Raw genomic sequence first — 17,890 nt, forward strand, 5'->3', positions numbered from 1 at the left:
CCATGCACCCCACCGCGTATCTCGCGGCCACCGGCTCCGCCCTGCCCGGAGAGCCGGTCGGCAACGGCGAATTGGGCGCGGCCCTCGGCGTGAGCGACGAGTGGATCGACCTGTTCGTCGGCACCCGCAGCCGGCACTTCGCCCGGAACCTGGCCACCGGCGAGATCGGCGACACGCTCGCCGACCTGTGCGCCGAGGCCGCCACCCGGGCCCTGGCGGACAGCGGGCTGCCACCGGCGGACATCGAGTTCCTCGTCCTGGCGACGGCCACCCCCGACCGGCTGCTGCCCACCACCGCCACCGAGGTGGCCGACCGGCTCGGTCTCGACCACCTGCCCGCCTACCAACTGCAGTCCGGCTGCTCCGGAGCACTCCAGGCCGTCGAGCTCGGCCGGGCCCTGCTGGGCGCGGGCGCCGGGGCCGGCCTGGTGATCGGCGGGGACGTCACCCACCGCCATCTGGACCTGCGGCCCGGCGCGGTACGGCGGCCCACCCGCGAACTGGTCAACTACGTGCTCTTCGGGGACGGCGCGGGGGCGGCCGTGCTGACGGCTGAACCCGCCGGGCACCGGGTCGCGGTCCACGGCGTGGTGCACGCGCTCGCGGGCCTGGGCCGCGAGCCCGGGCAGCTGGTGGACTGGTACGGGGTCGGCGATCGCGCGTCGGAGCGGACCCTGCTGGCCGAGGACTACAAGGCCATCGAGCAGCAGGTGCCCGAGATGGCCGCCGAGGTCCTGTGGGACCTGCTCGGCCTGGTCGGCTGGAGGCCCGAGGAGATCGCGTGGCTGTTGCCCCCGCAGCTGTCCGGGCGGATGACCGAGCGGGTGAGGGAGCGGTTGCCGCTGCCGGACGCCCGCGAGATCTCCTGCGTCGCGGACACCGGAAACACCGGCAACGCCCTGCCCTTCCTCCAGCTCGACCGGCTGCTGCCGGAGATGACCGCGGGCGAGCGGGCGCTCGTCCTGGCGGTCGAGTCCAGCAAGTGGATCAAGGCCGGGCTGGCCCTGGAGAGGGTCTGAGGTCTCCGTGAACGCGAGCTCCGCGGACCGAAGTCCGCATGAATCCGAGGTACGCATGAACGACAGCGGTGGTGCGCTGGAGCGGTTGCGCCGGCTCCGTGCACACGGGCGGTTGGAGGCCGCGTACGACACGGTCCCGGCGCTGCTCGCCCGCTGCGAGGCGGCCGAGGACCCGGTGGAACTGCGCCGCATCGGGCGGCTGCTCGCCACAGCCGACCGGGCCCGGATCCGGGAGCTGCATCCCGAACTCCCCGTGGTCACGGTGGCGGTCACCGGCCAGTCCACCGTCGCGCCCGTCATCGACCCGCTCTCCGCCGAACTCGCCCGCCACGGACTGCTGCTGGAACCCCGACTCGGTGACCAGGGTGCCTGGGTGCACGACCTCGCCGACCCGGCGGGGGCCTTCCACGCACCGGACCACGACCTGGCGCTGTGTCTGCTCGACGCGGAGGCGGTGTTCTCGCGGGTGCCGGCCGTATGGCACGTGGCGGACGTGCGGCGGGCCGCCGAAGAGGTGCTCGGCCTGCTCGCGGCGGTGGCGGCCGGGCGGGCCGAGCGCGGGCACGGGCCGCTGGTGCTCACCACCGTCCCGCTGCCCCGCAGCTACGCGCACCGGTTGCTGGACCACCGGTCCCGGGCCGGCCTGGGGGTGGCGTGGCGGGAGTTCAACTGCGGTCTGCTGCGGCTGGCCGAGTCCTGCCCCGGCGTGACCGTGCTCGACCTCGAGCCGCTCGTCGCCGACGGCGGGCCGGTTCGCGACGCGCGGCTCGCGCACTACGCGGGGGCGCGGCTGGGGGCGGCCCTGCTGGCGGCCTGTGCCAGGGAGACGGGCCATCTGATCCGGTCGCTGCGCGGGATGACGCGCAAGTGCCTCGTGCTCGACCTCGACCACACCCTCTGGGACGGGGTCCTCGCGGAGGACGGTCCGGCGGGGGTCGGCGCCGCCGGCACCGACCGCGGCAGGGCCTTCGGGGACCTCCAGCGAACGGTCGCGCAACTGGCCTCCCAGGGCGTGCTGCTCGCGGCGTGCAGCAAGAACGACCGCACCGACGTCCTGGCCGCGCTGTCCGGGCACCCGGACATGGTCCTGCGCGCGGAGGACTTCGTGCTCATCAGCGCGGACTGGTCCCCGAAGGACGGGCGACTGCGCGCCATCGCGGCAGAACTCGGCATCGCACCCGAAGCGCTTGTCTTCGTGGACGACTCCCCGGCCGAGTGCGGGCTGATCCGCCAGGAGCTGCCCGGGGTGGCCGTCGTGCGCTTCGACGACGAGCCCGCCCTCCATGTGGAGCGGCTGCTGCGGGACGGCTGGTTCGACTGCCCGAGCGTGACGGGCGACGACCGGTCCCGAAGCCGTCGATATCAGGCCGAATGCAGGCGCCGGGAGACCAGGGAGAGGTCCGCGACGGCGCAGGACTATCTCAGGGACCTCGACATCCGTCTGGAGTTCGGCCCGCCGAGGGGTCGGGAATTGGCCAGGGTGTCCCAATTGACGCAGCGGACCAACCGGTTCAACCTGGCCGGGACCCGGCTCACGGAGGCCGAGGCGGCCGCCGCGGCCGCGGACCCCGGCCGGCTGCTGCTGGTGGCCAGGTCGGCCGACCGGTTCGGTGACGACGGGTTGGTGGGGGCGGTACTGGCGCGGCGGACCGGCGACCTGCTGGACCTGGAGAACATCTGGATGAGCTGCCGCGTCCTGGCGCGCGGCATCGAACAGGCTTGTCTGGCGGCCCTGTTGGCGGACGCCGCGCAGCGGGGCTGTGCGGCGGTGACCGCAAGGTACAGGCCAATCCGCGCCAATGCGCCGGCCGCGGGTTTCTACCCTGCGGCCGGTTTCACGGAGGTGTCTCGAAACGGGGACGGAATCATTCTCCGCCACGACTTGAGCGATCTTCCGGCGCTCCCCGAGCACATCCGTATGACCGTCGACGCGGCTGGAAACGATGCAGAAGAATCTTGAAACTCTCGCCGATTTCGGCCGATTGATCCATGATGAGTTCTCCTTGGACCTGGGTGAGCGGGGCCTGGCGACGGCCCTCGACGAGGTGCCGGGGTGGGACTCGGTGCTGCTGTTGCAGCTCATCGCCTTGGTCGAGGAGGAGACGGGCCGCAGGCTCTCCGTCCGCGCCGTTCTCGAAGCCCTTACGTTCGAACAGATCTACGCCTTGGTGAAGGAGTGCGCATGACGGCCTCCCGAGACGTGCGCCCCGGACCTCCGGTCGGCCCGCCCGTCGAACTCTCCGACCGCTCGGAGGGCGCCTGGCAACAGGTGCGGGAAGACCTGCGCGCACACGGCTCCACCCTGTTGTACGCCCGGATGTCCGAGCTGCGCGCACGGCTTCCCGAAGGCGAGGAGCTGCGGGCCCTCCTCGGGCGCGACTGGACGCGCTATTTCGAACTGTCGCACGTCGACATGCGCGGCCGGTACGCGGCCTCCCGTCTGCTGCTCAAGTACGCGGCCGCGGCGGTGCTGCGTACCGATCCGGTGCAGCTGGAGCTCACCTACGGGCCCACGGGGCGGCCGTACCTGCGCGGATTCGACCAGATCGACATCAGCCTCAGCCACACCGGGGACCTGCTGCTGGTGGGGCTCACCACGCGCGGGCTGATCGGCGTGGACGCGGAGCGCACGGACCGCCCCCTCTATCAGGGCGGAATGGGCAGGCACATGTGCACGCCGTACGAACTGATCACGCTCGCGGGGCTGGACGAGAAGGACCGCAACCCCAGCCTGGTGCGGCTGTGGACGCTGAAGGAGGCCTACAGCAAGGCCATAGGGCAGGGCATGAACTTCCGGTTCACCGAGTTCGGCTTCGGCCCCGACGGGCGGCCGGTGCAGGTGCAGCGCCCCGACGGCACCGTGGGGACGGGCACCGAATGGGGGTTCCACACCTTCGTGATCGACGACGAGTACTGCGTCAGCGCCGCCGTGTACGACGCGGGATTCGGGTCGTCCGTCGAGACGGACATCACCACGATGCTGGACCAGGACTGCGTCGACACCCTCTCGGACGCCCTGCCGTCCGAGAGGTGACCGTCCGGCCCGGCGGCGGTGCCGGGGCGCCCGCCGGACCGGGTGTGCCCGCTAGATCAGGTCGTTGATCTGGGCGAGGATCCCGGACACGGCGACGTTGAACCCCGCCTGGAAGCGGCTCGTCGCCTCCATCTCCTCGGTGATCTCCGCGATGTGCCGACGGCACGTGCGCACCGACATGCCCAGCCTGCGTGCCACCATCTCGTCCTTGAACCCCTTCGCCATCAGCCGCATGATCGAGCGCTTGACGTCGTCTCCGGTCGCGGGCGCCTTCGGGGTCTCCGGCACGAACGGCGTCGCTCCGTCCCAGAGGTGGTCGAAGACCGAGCACAGGAACGCCACCAGCGTGGGCTCGCGGACCACCGCCGCACCCGGGGGCCGGCCCGGGTCCGCGGTGCGCTCCGGGAGGAACGCGATCTCCCGGTCGTAGATGAAGAGGCGGTCGATCACCTCGTCGGCCGTGCGCACCTCGGCGCCGGCCTCCGTGATCTCGCGGACGTATGACCGGGTGGGGAGATCGCTGCGGGCGGTGTGCTGGTAGAGCGTGCGCACGCGCACTCCTCGGCCGAGCATTTCGTGCGCCGTTTCCCTTGCGGCGGAGAGGACTTCGGGAGGGCGGGGGCCGCCCGGCTGGATCATCAGGACCTCGCTGTGGCACTGCTGGCGACGCTCGTTGATCATCGACTGCACCAGCGCGGCGTCGTTGATGAGGTCGAAGGCCTCGACGCGGTTGCGCTCCCTGCGGCCCTCGAAGTACAGCGGGGTCAGCGACAGCAGTTTGGTCCGCACGTCCGTCACCGCGCTCTGGAGATCGCGTATCTGGGCCTCGGCCGCGCCCACCAGGTCGGCCGCCGCGACGTCCGGTCCCACCGGTACCAGCACCGAGGGGTCACCCGGCATCGGTTGGAGCAGCTTGAGGTGGCGCAGCACGAGCTCGGTTCGCGCGACCTCCTCGGGGCTCACGGAGAGGGTGGCGGCGATGGATGCCCGCTCGAACCGGCCCATGCGTACCGCCTGCCCATATGCGGAGGCGCTGAGGTCGTCCAGCTCTGCGAAACCGGAAGCGGAATAATTGCTTCCAACCATCCCTTTTCTCCTCGCCGTTCGGTGCTATTTGTTGTCATGCAACATTACGCCACCGGGATCTCGCTGGTGAGGGGGAAGATCGCAGGCCAAGCTGTTCACGGCAGACAGGGCGACGAATCGACAGGGACCGCTCCGCATGGCGGGACCGTCGTCCTTACAATTCTTTTGCACATCCTTGGGGGAAAGAAATGGCAGGCATCCAGCGGCTCAGTGTGATCTCCGGCGCGGTGGTGGCGGCGGTCCTGCTGGGCTCCGTCGCTTCCGGCAGCGCCTTCGCGGCGCCCGGGACCGGGGTCACCGCGTCCGTCGCCATGACGCCGGGCGACGTGGTGCGCGATCTCCGAGCGGGGCTGAGCGGTCTGGCCGGCGCGATCGTCAAGCCCGCGGACGACCAGTGGAACTGACGCGCCGTGTGAGTCGCGCCGTGTGAGTCGCGCCGTGTGAGCCGCGCGGTGTGAGTCGCGCCGCCCGAGGCCGGCCGCTCGACCGGCGCCGCCCGAGGCCGGCGGCCGCCGCCCGTCATGGCCAGGGGCTCTCCGCGCTACCTGCGCGCGGGGAGCCCCCCGTCATGCGGTGACCAGGGCGTCGGCGGTGTACGCGATCGCGCTGACCAGGACCTTGCCGTCGGTGGCCCACCGGCCGGTGAACTCGCGGGGGGCGTACTCGTCCCCCGGCAGTTCGGGCCGGGCGAGGATGCGGGCGTGGAAGGCCGAGGTCTCCGGATCCAGCGTGATCAGCGCCTCCTCGAAGCCCAGCTCCCGCCCGGTGGCGGGGTACCACGTCTTGAAGACGGACTCCTTGATGCTGAACAGCAGCCGGTCCCAGGACATGTGCGGGCGGGTGCGCAGCAGCCCCTCGACCTGGCGCCGCTCCGGTTGCAGGGCGATGACTTCGACGATCCCCTCCGGCAGCGGTCGGTCGGGCTCGGCGTCGATGCCCACCGAGGCGTAGTGCTCGCGGAGCCCCAGCGCGGCCGCGTGGTAACCCACGCAATGGGTCATGCTGCCGACGATCGAGGGGTCCCAGCCCGGGGCGCCGCGCACGCCGGACACCACGGGGGCCGGAGGCAGGCCCAGTCGGGCCATGGCCACCCGGGCGCACCAGCGCACCGCGGTGAACTCCGTCCGGCGCTTGGCCACCGCGTCGCGCACACAGTGCTCTTCCTCGGGGAAGAGGACGACGCCGACCGGTGCCGTCAGGGTCTCGACGGCCACGATGTCGGGCGGGAGCAGGGAGGACAGCACGGGGACTCCGTTCCGCGGGGGTCGGTACGGCCGCGGCGGACGCCGCGGCCTCGCCCCCCACGGTGCGCGGCGCCGGGTGCGCGGGCCACTGATGGCGGGGCCCGCGCGGCGGTCGGCGCGGTGACGGACCCGTTCCGCCGGCGCGCTGCCATCGGCGGCCCGTTCGGGCGGGCGGCCTGTCGGGGGCTGTCAAGGGGCCCGGCGGCACCTTGCCATGGCCTTGCCATTGGGGCACGGAATATTGATCGAAATTTCAACCGATCCGGTTCGGTGAGCCGAGTGTCGGGAGTTCCTGACATGCAGCTACCGGCCACCGTGGGAACGCGCGGAACGCCCCGGAATTCGGCGCACAATTCATGGGTGCGCAAGGGCGGCGTCGCCGATTGTCCCCGGGTGCCCGGAATTCGGAATACATGGGGGAGCGATATGAGGCTGATGGAGAGAGCGGCGGAATCGCACTGGCTGAAAACCGCCCTTGCGTCCTGTGGTGAAGGGCGGGGGAGCACGGTCCTCATCGAGGGCCCCGTCGGCTGCGGGCGGACCGAGCTGCTGGCCTTCGCCATGCGCGAGGCCTGGGCGGACGGCGCACTCGTCCTGCGGGCCACCGGCAGCGCCGCCGAGCGCACACTGCCCCTCGGCGTCCTGGGCCAGTTGGCGGCCGGCGCACCGGCCGGTGCCCTCACGCCGCGCGACGGCGGGACGCGGGGCAGCCGGAGCGCGTCCATGGAGCTCCTCACCGTCGCGGTGCGGCGCATGAGCGAGGACGCTCCCGTCGTGATCTGCGTCGACGACTGGCAGCACACGGACGAGCTCTCCCTTGCCCACCTGATGCACCTCGCCCACGCCACCCGCACCGACCGGGTCCTGCTCGTCCTCACCCGGGGCATCGACGGGGCCGACCGGGGTCACATGCCGGACACCGAGCTCATCAGGCTCGACGGGCTCGTCCGGCTCACGCTGGCCCCCTTGAGCAGCCAGGGGACCCGGGACCTGGTGCGCCGGGACGCGCCCGGCACGCCCGCCGCGGAAACGGACCGGCTGTACGACCTCAGTGGCGGCAACCCGCTCCTGCTGCGCGCTCTCCTCGAAGAACGCAGGACCGCCGGAGCCGATGCCGAGCCCGAACCCCACGGCCCCTTCGCCCAGGCGGTCCTCGCCTGCCTGGAACGCTCCGGACCCGGCGCGCTCGGCCTCGCCCGGGCCTTGTCCGTCCTCGACGCGCACGCCACGCCCGAGAGGGCCGCCGCGCTCCTGGAGCCGCCGGCCGGCACCACGCCGGCCGAGCGCTCCGCCGCCGCTCCCGGGGCACGACCGGCCGCCGGGGCCGTACGGGTCGCGGCGGCCCTGGAGCGCGCCGGGCTCCTGCGTGACGGCCGCTTCCGCCACGAGGCCGCCCGCCTCGCCGTACTCGGCCGGATGGCCCCGCACGAACGAACCGCCCTGCACGCGCGCGCGGCCGAGGCGGCGCGCGAGGCCGGGGCGGACGCCCCCGACATCGCGGCCCAGCTGCTGGCCGCCCGCCTCGTGGACCGCAGCTGGGCCGTGCCCGTCCTGCACAGCGCCGCCGCCCAACTGCTCTCCTCGGGCCGCCCGGAGCGCGCCCTGGCGTACCTGGAACTCGCCGGTGAGGGCATCGGCGACGACCAGGCCCGTACGGACAACACGTTGCGGATGGCCGCGGCCGACGGACGCATCGATCCCGGCGGCGCCGAACGGCGGCTGCTACAGCCCCTGGAGGACGCCCGGGCCGGCCGCCTGGGTCCCGCCAACCTCGGAGCGCTGGCCCGGCAGCTGGCCGGCCACGGACGGCTCGACGAGGCGGAAGAGGTGCTGGGGCTGTTCCCCTCATTCGCCGGGGCGGAGTCCGCGGGCCGGGCGGCGGGCGCCGACCCCTTCGACGGCCTCGCCGCCTTCCCCCGCACCCCCTCCCGGCGCCCGGCCGGCCGACGTGAGGACGGAGGACCGGCCGACACCCCGTCCCGGTCGTCGGCCACCCTGTGGCAGCTCCCGGAGATCTCCCCCCGGGCGGTGGAGGCCGCCGAGTCCTTCCTGCGCGGGGTTTCGCCCGCCTGCGCCACCGCCGGGCCCACGCTCCAGGCCCTGCGCACCCTGCTGCACCTGGGCGGCGCCCATCGCGCCGAACGCGCGCTTCCCTGGTGCCGCGAGGCCGTTGCCGAGGCCGAACGCCGCGGTGCCACCGGCTGGGCCGCCCTCTTCCGTGCCGTACACGCCCAGGCGCTGCTACGCCAGGGCCGGCTGGCCGATGCCGAGAGCGAGGCCCGCGCGGCGCTGGAGTCCGTACCCCGCTCCTGCGCCGGCTCCCTGCTGAGCCTGGCCTCCGGGGTGCTGGTACAGGCCGCTCTCGCCATGGGGCGGACCGACGAGGCCGCCGCCGAACTGGCCCGGCCGGTGCCGGCCGCCCTGACCGCCAGCGTCCACGGCCTCGAATACCTGCGCGCCCGCGGCCAGTTCCACCTCGCGGCCAGCCGCTACCACGCGGCCCTCGGCGACTTCCTCGAGATCGGCCGGTGCATGAAGCGCTGGGGCCTGGATCGGCCGGTGGTCATCCCGTGGCGCACCGATGCCGCGGAGGCGCTCCACCGGCTCGGCGAGACCCGGCAGGCCGACCGGTTCGTCATCGACCAGCTCGCCACGGCCGATGCCGCCGATCCCTGGGTGCAGGGCATCTCGCTGCGGGCCCGGGCCGTCTGCCAGGAGCCCCGCAAACGCCAGATCTGCCTCGCCCGGGCGGGCGAGGCCCTGCGCCGCGCGGGCGACCGCTACGAACTCGCCCGCACCCTCGCGGAGCTCGGGCGGGCCCTGCAGGAGCCGGGGGAGACCGGCCGGGCCGCCATGGTCAACCGCACGGCCTGGCACCTGGCCGACGAATGCGGCGCCCACCCGCTGCGCAACACCATCGCCCACAACGGTCCGCGCGAGGCCCCCGCCCCGACGAGGGCCCCGATGACCTCCTTCGCCGAGGTGGTGGGCCGGCTCAGCGAATCGGAGCGCAGGGTCGCGACCCTCGCCGTACGGGGGGACACCAACCGGGAGATCGCGCAGAAGCTCAGCATCACGGTGAGCACCGTGGAGCAGCACTTGACGCGGGCGTACCGCAAGCTGGGTGTGACGCGCCGCATGGAGCTGCCGGTGCAACTCCAGCTCCTGTCCACGTAGGCGGGGCTCCCGCCGTGACGGTGCGCGGACCGCGGCCGTGGGGTGGGTCCGTATGGCAGGCGCATGGCAGGCCCGGGGGCGGCCGCGCCGGAGACCGACCGGTCCCTGTCGTGCACGCCGACTTTTCGGGCTGCCCTCGCACGCCGCGACCCCGTCCGCACCGCCCGTGCGCAGCCACCCCGGCAGGCTGAGTCACGACAGCGGCCCGAGCGAGGGGGAGCAGACCATGACGAGCCATCAGCAGATGCGGAGCCCCACGACCCCCGCGGCCCAGCGGGCCCAGGCGCTCCAGCGCGTCGAGGAGCACATCGGAGCCCTGCTGGCCGACGAACACGGCCGCTGGGCGACCGAGAACTCGGCCGCGGCCGTCCTGGTCGGCGACCTCGCCACGGTGATGCGTGCCGGCCGGGACCGGGTCCGGGCGGCCCTGCTGCTCAGCGGCTACCTGGCCGCGGGCGGGGACCCCGAGGCGCCCCAGGTCCTCGACGCCGCGGCCGCGCTGGAGTTCCTGGACACCTGGCTGTTGATCCGCAGCGACATCCGCGAAGGTGCCGCGCTGCGCCGGGGGCTGCCCACCCTGCACGTCAGCCACGCCGCCGAGCACGAGCGCAACGGCTGGCGCGGGGAGTCGCGACGGTTCGGCGAGGGCGCCGCGGTGCTGGCCGGGGATCTCGCCCTCGCCTACGCCGATCGCCTCGCGTCGGGTCTGCCCGCCGGGGCCCGCAGGATCTGGGACGAGCTGCGCGCCGAGCGGGTGCTGGGTGCCCACGCGAGCGCAGCCGCCGGCGCGGCGTACGAGGACGACCCCTGGCCCGGCCGGTGTGTGATCGCGGACTGTCCCCGGGGCTGCGCCGCGGGCTGGTACGCCGTGCGCCATCCGATGCTGCTCGGCGCGGCGCTGGCCGGGCGCCCCGAACTGGCCGAGGCCTACGCCGCGTACAGCGACAAGATCCACGCGGGCTGGCGGCTGCGCGGCTTCCTGGCCGGCGGACCGGACTTCGGCGAGGACGCCGAGCTGCTGCGCGACGTGCTCTTCGACGGCCGGACCCGACGCGCCGCCGAGACGCTCGCGGGCGAACTGGCCGCCGCGGGCTCCGAAGCCCTCGCGCCTGCGCTGTCCCTGGTCTGGCGCGCCGAACTCGGCATCCTCGGAGCCCTGTTGACCGCTGCCGAGCACGGCTGACCGCCGTCGTACGCCGTACCCGAGCGCGGCGCCCCCTTGCTACCGCGTCGTGTCCGGGGCCGGGTGGGGCCGCCCGGGGCGCAGTCGCTCCAGCCAGTCCCGCAGACCGTCCTTGCGTACCTCGCCCCGATCGTCCCGGGGCAGCGAACCCACCAGCTCCAGCCGCGTCGGCAGCCCCGCGTCGTCCACACCACGCGCGGAAAGGTGCTCGCGCAGCTCCAGCAGGCCCGGCGGGCTCTCCTCCACGGCCGGCACCACGACCGCGCACGGCCGCTCGCCCTGCTCCGGGTCGACGTGCCCGATGACCGCGGCCTCCCGCACTCCGGGATGGTCGAGCAGCGCCGCCTCGATCCGGTCCACCGGTACGACGAACAGTGCTCCCGTACGGGCGGCGGCCCGGCCGGTCACACGGATGCCGCCGAGCCCGTCCGGGCGGGCCCGGTCCCCGGTGTCGAGCCAGCCCCCGTCCGCAGCCCAGGTGGCGCTGGGCGCGGGGGCCCCGTGACGCCAGGTCCCCAGGCAGACGGAGGGGCCCCGCACCCGCAGCGCCGAGGCCTCGTCCCGGGGGGCCGCCCGGCCCGGCAGGGGGGACAGCTCCAGACCCGCCGGCGGTACCCCGTCGCTCTCCCCGGCGCGCTCCGCCGGGGTGTCGCCGCGGGTCAGGGTGCCCAAGCCGAGTTCCGGCGCGCCCCAGACAGCCCGGACCGGCGCGCCCAGCGCGGGCGGCAGTTCGGCCAGCAGGGACCGGGCGGTGCCGGTCCGCCCCCCGGACAGGGCCAGGCGGAGCGCCGGGAGGTCCCGGGGGCGGCGGCGCTGCGCGAGCAGCACCTCGGCCCAGTGGGCGGGGGAGGCGTAGGCCTGGTGGACGCCCGCCTCGGCCATCAGGTCCAGGCAGCCGTCGGGGGTCCACACGTCCTGGTACACGCCGGTGCCGCCCACCGCGGCCGGCCAGCACACGGTGTAGAGGGTCGAGGCGAGGGAGGTCTGCGGCAGCGCCGAGTAGAACACCTCGCCGGGCCGCCGCCCCGGACCGCCGCGGTCGTCCTGCGTACTGATGTTGGCGTAGAGGGTGTTGGGGGTGTGCAGGACCGCGGTGTACTCCTCGCCCAGACCCATCACCGTCACCATCAGGCAGACCCGGTCGGCGTGACCGGGGCGCGGGCCGGGCCGCCGTCCGTACGGGCCCCGCTCGTGGGCGGTGCGCAGGAAGCAGGAGCCGAAGTCGAGCGCGCCGGTCGTCCGGGCGGCGTCGCCGACCACGACCCGGTGGCGCAGCCAGGGCAGTTCCGCGGCCAGATCCGCCAACGCCTCGGCGTGCGGGAAGCCGTCCCAGGAGTCCGGTACCACGCACAGCCGGGCCTGACTGGCCGCCAGGATCGCGCGCAGGCCCCGCGCGCGTACGGTGGGCAGTACGGGCACCGCGACGGCACCCAGCCGCATGCAGGCCAGGGCCAGTGCGGCGGCCTCCCACCAGTCGGGGAGCTGGTAGGCGACCGGGTCGCCCTCGGTGATGCCGAGCGAGGCGAGCGCGGCAGAGAACCGTTCGACGTACAGCGCGAGTCGGGCCTGGTCGAGCCGGACGGCCCGCCGGTCCGCGGGACGGTGCAGCCGGTGCTGTACCACCGCCGGTCGGCGGGGGAAGCGGGCCGCGGTACGGGCCAGGTCGTCCGCGAAGGTGCCGGTGCGCCACCAGCCCCGTCCGTGGAAGGCGGCGGCGACGGCGGGCGGCGGGGCGAGCGCCGCCAGCGCGGCGGCCACGTCGGTGCCGTCCTGTCCGGTGCCGTCTTCCCCGCGGGGCGCGCGGGTACGGGGGTCGGTCATGACCACCGGCCCGAGGCCCAGGCGACCTGGATGCGGGAGGAGCAGCCGAGGCGGCGCATGATCTGACGCACGTGGTTGACCACGGTCCACTCCGACAATCCCAGCCTTTCCGCTATCTGACGATTGGTCATTCCCTCGGCGACCAGCATCGCCACCTGCACCTGGCGTGGTGTCAGTGGCTGTGGTCCGGCCTCCTCGGCCGTCCTCGTCCGGGCGGGTGCGGGGGAGGACAGTGCCTCACGCAGCGCCCCCGCCGGGCCCAGGGCCAGGCCCTCGGTGCGAGCGCGCGTGAAACCGGTCCACCCCAGCCGCGCCCGAAGCCCGTCGGACACCTCGGCCAGCGAGGCGCGCCGGGCCGCGGGCGCGGTGGCGCCGATCCGCGCCCGCAAGGCCTCCGACGCGGTCAGCAGCCGCACCACGCGGGGCCGCTGCTCGGGGGTGATCCGGAGCGCGGCAAGGGCGAAATCCTCCACCAGCCAGGGGAGTCGGGTGTGTTCCGCGCATTCCTCGGCGAGCTGGAGGCCCTCCCGCAGAGACCGGAAGGCCTCCTCGTGCTCCCCGCCGTCGGCCTCCAGCGCGGCCCTGCCGCGCAGCGCCTCCGCCAGTCCCCGCACGTCGCCGACCCTGCGCAGCGCGGACTGGGCCTGGTCCAGCAGCTCCGCCGCCGCGCGGGTCCGGCCCAGCTCGTGCTGGGCCCGGGCCAGCGACGTGCGGGCCCGCGCGGCGGCCGCCGCGGCGCCCGTCGACTCCAGGGCGGCCGCGGCCGGCTCCAAGGCCGCCACGGCACCGTGCGGATCCCCGTCCGCCAGGAGGGCCTCGCCCCACTGCGCACCGATGGCCGCCGTCTGTCTGCGGTCGCCCAGCCGCCTGCTCCGGTCGAGGCCGGATCGGAGCAGGTGGACCGCCTCCGCGGTCTCGCCGCGGGCGAGGGCCAGGACCCCGGCCAGCTCGGTCAGTCGGGCGAGGACGGGCTCGGGCAGCCCGGGCGGGCCCTCGGCCGGCATCCGCTCGCACCACGCCGTCCCCTCGCGCAGCCGCCCCTGCGCCAGCCAGGGCTCCCGGCAGGCCAGCACCGTCGCCGCCGCGGTCGCCCGGTCGCCGCGAGCGACCAGCCGCTCCAGCGCGACCCGTACGTTGTCCGCCTCGTCGGCCAGTACGGTGAACCAACGGGCCCGCTCCGGGCCGACGAGGCGCGGGGCGGCGGTCGCCGCCAGGCGTGCGTAGCGGTCGGCGTGCTCGTCGGCGGCCGCCTCGCGGCGGCCGTCACCCGCGTCCGCGAGCCGGGCCAGGCAGTACGAACGCACCGGCTCGGGCACCGCGTACCGGGGCTCCGCCACTCGGGCGCCGTCCCGGTGCGCCAGGCGCAGCACGCCCCGCTCCAGCAGCCGGTCCAGGGCGTCCTCCGCGGACCGGGGCACACCGAGGCCGCCGAAGCCGCCCTCGTGTACCGAGAGCCGCTCCACCAGCTCCCGCTCATCGGCCGTCAGCCCTTCGAGGCCGAACTCCGCCAGCGCCGCGAGAGACCGGTGCCGCTCGGGTGCCGAGGCCGGTCCGCCCGACAGCGCTCCGGGGCTCCGCGTCAGGCGGGCCAGCAGCGTGGCGGGGGAGTACAGCCGCATCCGGCCCGCGGCCAGTTCCAGAGCGGCCGGCAGCCCCTCCAGCAGGACGCAGAGCCGCCCGACCGCCTCCGCGTTCTCCTCGGTCAGCGCGAACCCGGGGCAGGACCGTGTCGCCCGGAGGACGAACAGCACGACGGCGGGCACCCGGCCGAGCGCCGTCGGATCGCCCGTCTCCACCTCGTGCGGCAGCGGCACCGGCAGCGGGGCCACCTGCACCGTCCGCTCGCCGTAAAGGCCCAGCGGCTCCAGCGCGGTAGCCAGGACAGTGACGCCGGGGTGTGCGGCGAGGAGCGCGGCCATCGCCTCGGGCGACCGGCGCCGCGCGTGGTCGCAGCCGTCGAGCAGCAGCAGGGTGCGGCCGCCCGCGGGCACGGCGCCCGCGCCCGGCGCGGTGGTGCGCAGTGCGTCGAACACGGGCGTGCCGGGCGTCCCCGCCGGGCCGGGCGTCAGCGTGCTCGCCACCGCGGCGGCGAGCACGCTCTTGCCCACGCCGGCCGGGCCGACGAGGGTGACCATCCGGGTCCCCGGATCCCGCAAGGCCCCCTCCAGCACGCGCAGCTCATGGTCGCGGCCGATCAGGCCGGAGTCCGGCTCCGCGCCGACGGACCCGGGGGCGCCCGGGGCGCCGGGGTCCGCGGGGGCGGGGTCGGCCCGGACGTCCACGGCGTTCGCCGGATACGGGTCGGTCGACTCGGCCGGCGCGTAGGGGGTGGGCCCGGAGGTGGGTGCCGCCGAGGGGCGGGGGTGCGTCGGGGGCATCGTCAACTCCTCATCCCGGTTGCCGACGCGGGCTCCCGCATCGGCAACCGCCATATTCCGGGCCGTACTTCATGCGCGTCCGTGTCACCGCCGGCCGCCCGCAGCACGCGGCGGACGTGCTCCTCCCGGCGGCTGTCGCGCAGCTCCGTCGCGATGGCCAGGCACTTGCCGAGGGGGACGGCCGCACCTGCCGCGTCTCCGGAGCGCAAGCGGACCTGCGCCTGCACCCGGTACGCCTCGTACCGCCCCAGCCCCGGGCCCGGCTCCGGCCGGGCCAAGGCGTCGCCGACCAGCGCGTCCGCCTCCGCCGTCCGGCCGTGCTCCAGCCGCAGTTCCGCCAGCCCCGCCAGCGCGCGGGCCGCCTCCTCGGCAGTCCGCGCCCGCTCGGCGAGCCGCAGGGCCTCCCGGTAGTGTTCCTCGGCCTCCTCCGTGCGACGCTGCTGCCAGCACAGATCGCCGAGCGAGCGCACCATGCGCGCCTCGGCGCCGCGGTCGCCGGCACGCCGGGCGGCGTCGAGGGCGAGCGTGTGGGCGGCCTCCCAGTTCTCCCAGGACACCGCCCTCTCCAGCGGACCGGCCAGAGCGTCCGCCAGCTCCACCGCCGGTCGCCAGAGCGTGGCGGCGTGCGCCCGCCGGACCAGGTCCGTCAGCGCCGACAGCTCCTGGGCGGAGGCGGGCGCCGCGGCGGGGTCCGCGAGCAGGCCGGCGTACGCGCCGCACACCCGTGCGGTGGCCTCGTTCGCGGACTCCCGTGACTCGTCGGCCCGGAGCCGGTCCACCGCGAGGAGCCGCAGCAACTCCGGGAACGCGTAGGCGTCCTCGCCGAGCGGCAGCAGCAGCCCGCGGTCCGTCACGGACTCCACCGCGGACGCCGCGCGTCGCGAGGGCAGACCGAGCGCGGCGGCGGCAGGGCGCAGACCGAAGACCCCGGGGGGGAGCGCGCCGAGCAGCCGCACCGTGCGGCGCTCGTCTTCGGGCAGGGCGCGATAGGTCCTCAGCAGGCTTTCCCGAACGTCGAGTTCGCCGATGCCGAGGGACGTGAGCCGGGTCCGCTCGGGACGCAGCGTGCGGGCCAGGGTCTCGCCCGTCCAATGCGGACGTGAGCTGAGCAGCAGCGCGGCGGCCCGCAGGGCCAGCGGGAGCCTTCCGCACAGTCGGGCGATCTCGTCGGCGGCCGGACCGGCTCCGGCGAGGATCTCGCGGGCGGCCGCGTGGCCGACGTGCCCGAGGCGGATGGTCCGCATCCCCGCCGACCCGGCGGGCAGCAGCGGGCCGGTGACGACCGCCGTACTGCCGGCCGTGACGGGCAGCAGAGCGCGGACCTGGGCCACGGAGCGGGCGTTGTCCAGGACGAGCAGCAGTCGCCTGGTGGCCGTGAGGGCCCGCAAGGCGTCAAGGGGGTCGCCCTCGGCGGGCGACACGCCCGCCTGGCGCAGCAGTCGCCGGGAGGCTTCGGCGGGCGTGAGACCCACGGCCGGCCGGGCGGCACCGGCCGACTCGGCGGACTCGGCCGGTTCGGCCGGTTCGGGGCAGAGATCGAGGAAGAGCACGCCGTCGGGGTAGGCGTCGGCGGCGCGACGGGCCGCGGCGACGGCGAGCGCCGTCTTGCCGGATCCGGGCTGCCCGGTGACGGCGGCCCAGGAACCGGCCGCCGCGCCGCGCAACAGCTCCGTCAGACGGGCGAGTTCGCCGGAGCGCCCGACGAGGACGGGGTCCTCGGCCGGCAGCCACGCCGTGAGCCCGAGGGGGACGGAACCGCCGTGCCCCGGCGGGACGGTGGCACCCGTCGACCCGGTGCGGTGCGCGGGGGCGGGAGCCGCCGAACCGTCGGCCCCGCGGCCCCCGGGCACGGACGTGCCGGACCCGAGACCGCCACCCACGGCGCCCTCACCCACTGATCGGGCCGCCACCGACGCACCGTCCCCCGTGCCGGGCGCCGCGACACCGCCACCCGCTTGGCCGACGTACGTCGAGGCGGCGAAGGCACGGCCGTCAGCCGGGGCATGGCTCGCCGGACGGGCTGCTGCCGGCCCGCCCCGCGCGGCGAAGTCGGCTGAACCACCGTGCGTCGTCGTGCGGTTCGCCGCTCCGGGAACCGTCTGGCCGGCGTGCGTCCAGGGGGCGGCCGCATGCCCGCCCGCAGGGCCGGAGTCCGCCCAGGGGCCCAGGGCCGGCGTGGGTGCCGTGTCGGCGGCCAGCAGTTGCCGGTGCAGGGCGCGCAGGCGGGGGCCCGGCTCCACGCCCAGTTCCTCGACCAGGGTCCGGCGCACCCGCGCGTACGCGCGGAGCGCCTCCGGAAGCCGCTCGCTGCGGTACAGGGCGGTCATCAGCTGCGCGTGCAACTCCTCCCGCAACGGGTGTTCGGTGACCAGCGCGCTGAGTTCCGCGACGAGCTCGCGGTGCCGGCCCAGGCGGAGGTCGGCGCCGATGCGCAGCTCCAGCGCGGCCGGCCGGGCCTCGTGCAGCCGGGCCGCCGCGGTCTGCAGAATCGGGCCGTGCGGGGTGTCGGACAGCAGCGGGCCGCGCCACAGGTCCTGGGCTTCTGCCAGCAGGTCGGCGGCCCGGTCGTACGCCCCCGCCTGCACCGCGGCCCGCCCCTGCTCGTGCAGCCGCTCGAACAGGGTCAGGTCCAGCTCGTCGGAGGCCACCCGCAACAGGTAGCCGGGGCGCTGGGTGACGAGGGTGTCCTGGCCGTGCCGAGGGCTCGCGGCCATCAGGCACTTGCGCACCTGTGACACGTACACGTGCAGCGTCTGCAGCGCCGTGCGCGGCGGCGACTCCGGCCACAGCTCGTCGATCAGCGCCTCGGCCGAGACGACCTGGTTGGGCCGGGCCAGCAGCGTCCCCAGCACCACGCGGATCTTGGCGGGGCCGGGGGTGTGCAGGCCCGCGGAGGCCGGGTCCGGATCTCCGGCGACCTCCAGCGGGCCCAGAATCCGGAACCTCAC

At 75.2% G+C, this 17,890-nt stretch carries 12 protein-coding genes; 7 read left to right on the forward strand and 5 right to left on the reverse strand.

Going from position 1 to position 17,890, the window contains the following annotated elements; translation table 11 throughout:
- Positions 1-2 precede the first annotated feature (2 nt).
- From ACFYZL_RS19080 to ACFYZL_RS19095, 4 genes are read left to right on the forward strand one after another with little or no spacing between them, the layout of a single operon-like run.
- Positions 3-1,019 (forward strand): 3-oxoacyl-ACP synthase III family protein, encoded by a 1,017-nt coding sequence (locus tag ACFYZL_RS19080; RefSeq protein ID WP_384750671.1) that lies wholly within the window; start codon positions 3-5, stop codon positions 1,017-1,019.
- A 55-nt stretch (positions 1,020-1,074) separates the two neighbouring features.
- Complete coding sequence (locus ACFYZL_RS19085; protein ID WP_388680175.1) at positions 1,075-2,979, forward strand: HAD-IIIC family phosphatase; 1,905 nt, start codon at positions 1,075-1,077, stop codon at positions 2,977-2,979.
- A gap of 43 nt (positions 2,980-3,022) precedes the next feature.
- A complete protein-coding gene (locus ACFYZL_RS19090; RefSeq protein WP_384750667.1) occupies positions 3,023-3,205 on the forward strand; it encodes an acyl carrier protein in 183 nt (60 codons plus the stop codon).
- Positions 3,202-4,053: a 4'-phosphopantetheinyl transferase family protein gene (locus ACFYZL_RS19095; protein WP_384750664.1), complete on the forward strand. Its 852-nt coding sequence runs from the start codon at positions 3,202-3,204 to the stop codon at positions 4,051-4,053. The genes ACFYZL_RS19090 and ACFYZL_RS19095 overlap by 4 nt, the downstream gene beginning before the upstream one ends.
- A 51-nt stretch (positions 4,054-4,104) precedes the next feature.
- Here the strand turns inward: ACFYZL_RS19095 and ACFYZL_RS19100 are convergent, their stop codons facing one another.
- On the reverse strand, positions 4,105-5,139 hold the full coding sequence (locus ACFYZL_RS19100) for a LuxR C-terminal-related transcriptional regulator (protein WP_384750661.1): 1,035 nt from the start codon (positions 5,137-5,139) through the stop codon (positions 4,105-4,107).
- A gap of 188 nt (positions 5,140-5,327) precedes the next feature.
- On the opposite strand from ACFYZL_RS19100, the gene ACFYZL_RS19105 reads away from it, so the two are divergent.
- Positions 5,328-5,543: a hypothetical protein gene (locus ACFYZL_RS19105; RefSeq protein ID WP_384750659.1), complete on the forward strand. Its 216-nt coding sequence runs from the start codon at positions 5,328-5,330 to the stop codon at positions 5,541-5,543.
- Between the two features lie 162 nt (positions 5,544-5,705).
- Here ACFYZL_RS19105 and ACFYZL_RS19110 read toward each other — a convergent pair whose 3' ends face one another.
- Entirely contained in the window at positions 5,706-6,383 is a 678-nt protein-coding gene (locus ACFYZL_RS19110) for a 4'-phosphopantetheinyl transferase (RefSeq protein ID WP_384750656.1), read from the reverse strand.
- A 426-nt stretch (positions 6,384-6,809) separates the two neighbouring features.
- Here ACFYZL_RS19110 and ACFYZL_RS19115 point away from each other — a divergent pair, with 426 nt between their 5' ends.
- On the forward strand, positions 6,810-9,560 hold the full coding sequence (locus tag ACFYZL_RS19115; RefSeq protein WP_388680180.1) for a LuxR C-terminal-related transcriptional regulator: 2,751 nt from the start codon (positions 6,810-6,812) through the stop codon (positions 9,558-9,560).
- A gap of 226 nt (positions 9,561-9,786) precedes the next feature.
- The gene (locus ACFYZL_RS19120; RefSeq protein WP_384750651.1) at positions 9,787-10,743 is read left to right on the forward strand and encodes a polyprenyl synthetase family protein; all 957 of its coding nucleotides are present in this window, start codon (positions 9,787-9,789) and stop codon (positions 10,741-10,743) included.
- Positions 10,744-10,782: 39 nt separating this feature from the next.
- Here ACFYZL_RS19120 and ACFYZL_RS19125 read toward each other — a convergent pair whose 3' ends face one another.
- The 3 genes from ACFYZL_RS19125 to ACFYZL_RS19135 are packed head-to-tail and all read right to left on the reverse strand — an operon-like array spanning position 10,783 to position 17,890.
- Positions 10,783-12,564, reverse strand: coding sequence for an AMP-binding protein (locus ACFYZL_RS19125; protein ID WP_384750648.1), 1,782 nt, complete (start codon positions 12,562-12,564; stop codon positions 10,783-10,785).
- Positions 12,561-14,942 carry an ATP-binding protein gene (locus tag ACFYZL_RS19130; protein WP_388680184.1) on the reverse strand — a complete coding sequence of 794 codons (2,382 nt, stop codon included), beginning with the start codon at positions 14,940-14,942 and terminating at the stop codon, positions 12,561-12,563. Before ACFYZL_RS19130 ends, ACFYZL_RS19125 begins: the two co-directional genes overlap by 4 nt.
- Positions 14,943-14,944: 2 nt before the next feature.
- On the reverse strand, positions 14,945-17,890 hold the full coding sequence (locus ACFYZL_RS19135) for a BTAD domain-containing putative transcriptional regulator (RefSeq protein ID WP_388680187.1): 2,946 nt from the start codon (positions 17,888-17,890) through the stop codon (positions 14,945-14,947).

This window comes from Streptomyces sp. NPDC001717 (assembly GCF_042892775.1).
Lineage (GTDB): Bacteria > Actinomycetota > Actinomycetes > Streptomycetales > Streptomycetaceae > Streptomyces.

What these genes read in the sequence shown, in the direction of transcription:
- ACFYZL_RS19115 (WP_388680180.1), top strand. Translation starts at nt 6,810, where the DNA reads ATGAGGCTGATGGAGAGAGCGGCGGAATCGCACTGGCTGAAAACCGCC.
- ACFYZL_RS19080 (WP_384750671.1), top strand. Translation starts at nt 3, where the DNA reads ATGCACCCCACCGCGTATCTCGCGGCCACCGGCTCCGCCCTGCCCGGA.
- ACFYZL_RS19085 (WP_388680175.1), top strand. Translation starts at nt 1,075, where the DNA reads ATGAACGACAGCGGTGGTGCGCTGGAGCGGTTGCGCCGGCTCCGTGCA.
- ACFYZL_RS19095 (WP_384750664.1), top strand. Translation starts at nt 3,202, where the DNA reads ATGACGGCCTCCCGAGACGTGCGCCCCGGACCTCCGGTCGGCCCGCCC.
- ACFYZL_RS19120 (WP_384750651.1), top strand. Translation starts at nt 9,787, where the DNA reads ATGACGAGCCATCAGCAGATGCGGAGCCCCACGACCCCCGCGGCCCAG.
- ACFYZL_RS19130 (WP_388680184.1), bottom strand. Translation starts at nt 14,942, where the DNA reads ATGCCCCCGACGCACCCCCGCCCCTCGGCGGCACCCACCTCCGGGCCC.
- ACFYZL_RS19100 (WP_384750661.1), bottom strand. Translation starts at nt 5,139, where the DNA reads ATGGTTGGAAGCAATTATTCCGCTTCCGGTTTCGCAGAGCTGGACGAC.
- ACFYZL_RS19125 (WP_384750648.1), bottom strand. Translation starts at nt 12,564, where the DNA reads ATGACCGACCCCCGTACCCGCGCGCCCCGCGGGGAAGACGGCACCGGA.
- ACFYZL_RS19105 (WP_384750659.1), top strand. Translation starts at nt 5,328, where the DNA reads ATGGCAGGCATCCAGCGGCTCAGTGTGATCTCCGGCGCGGTGGTGGCG.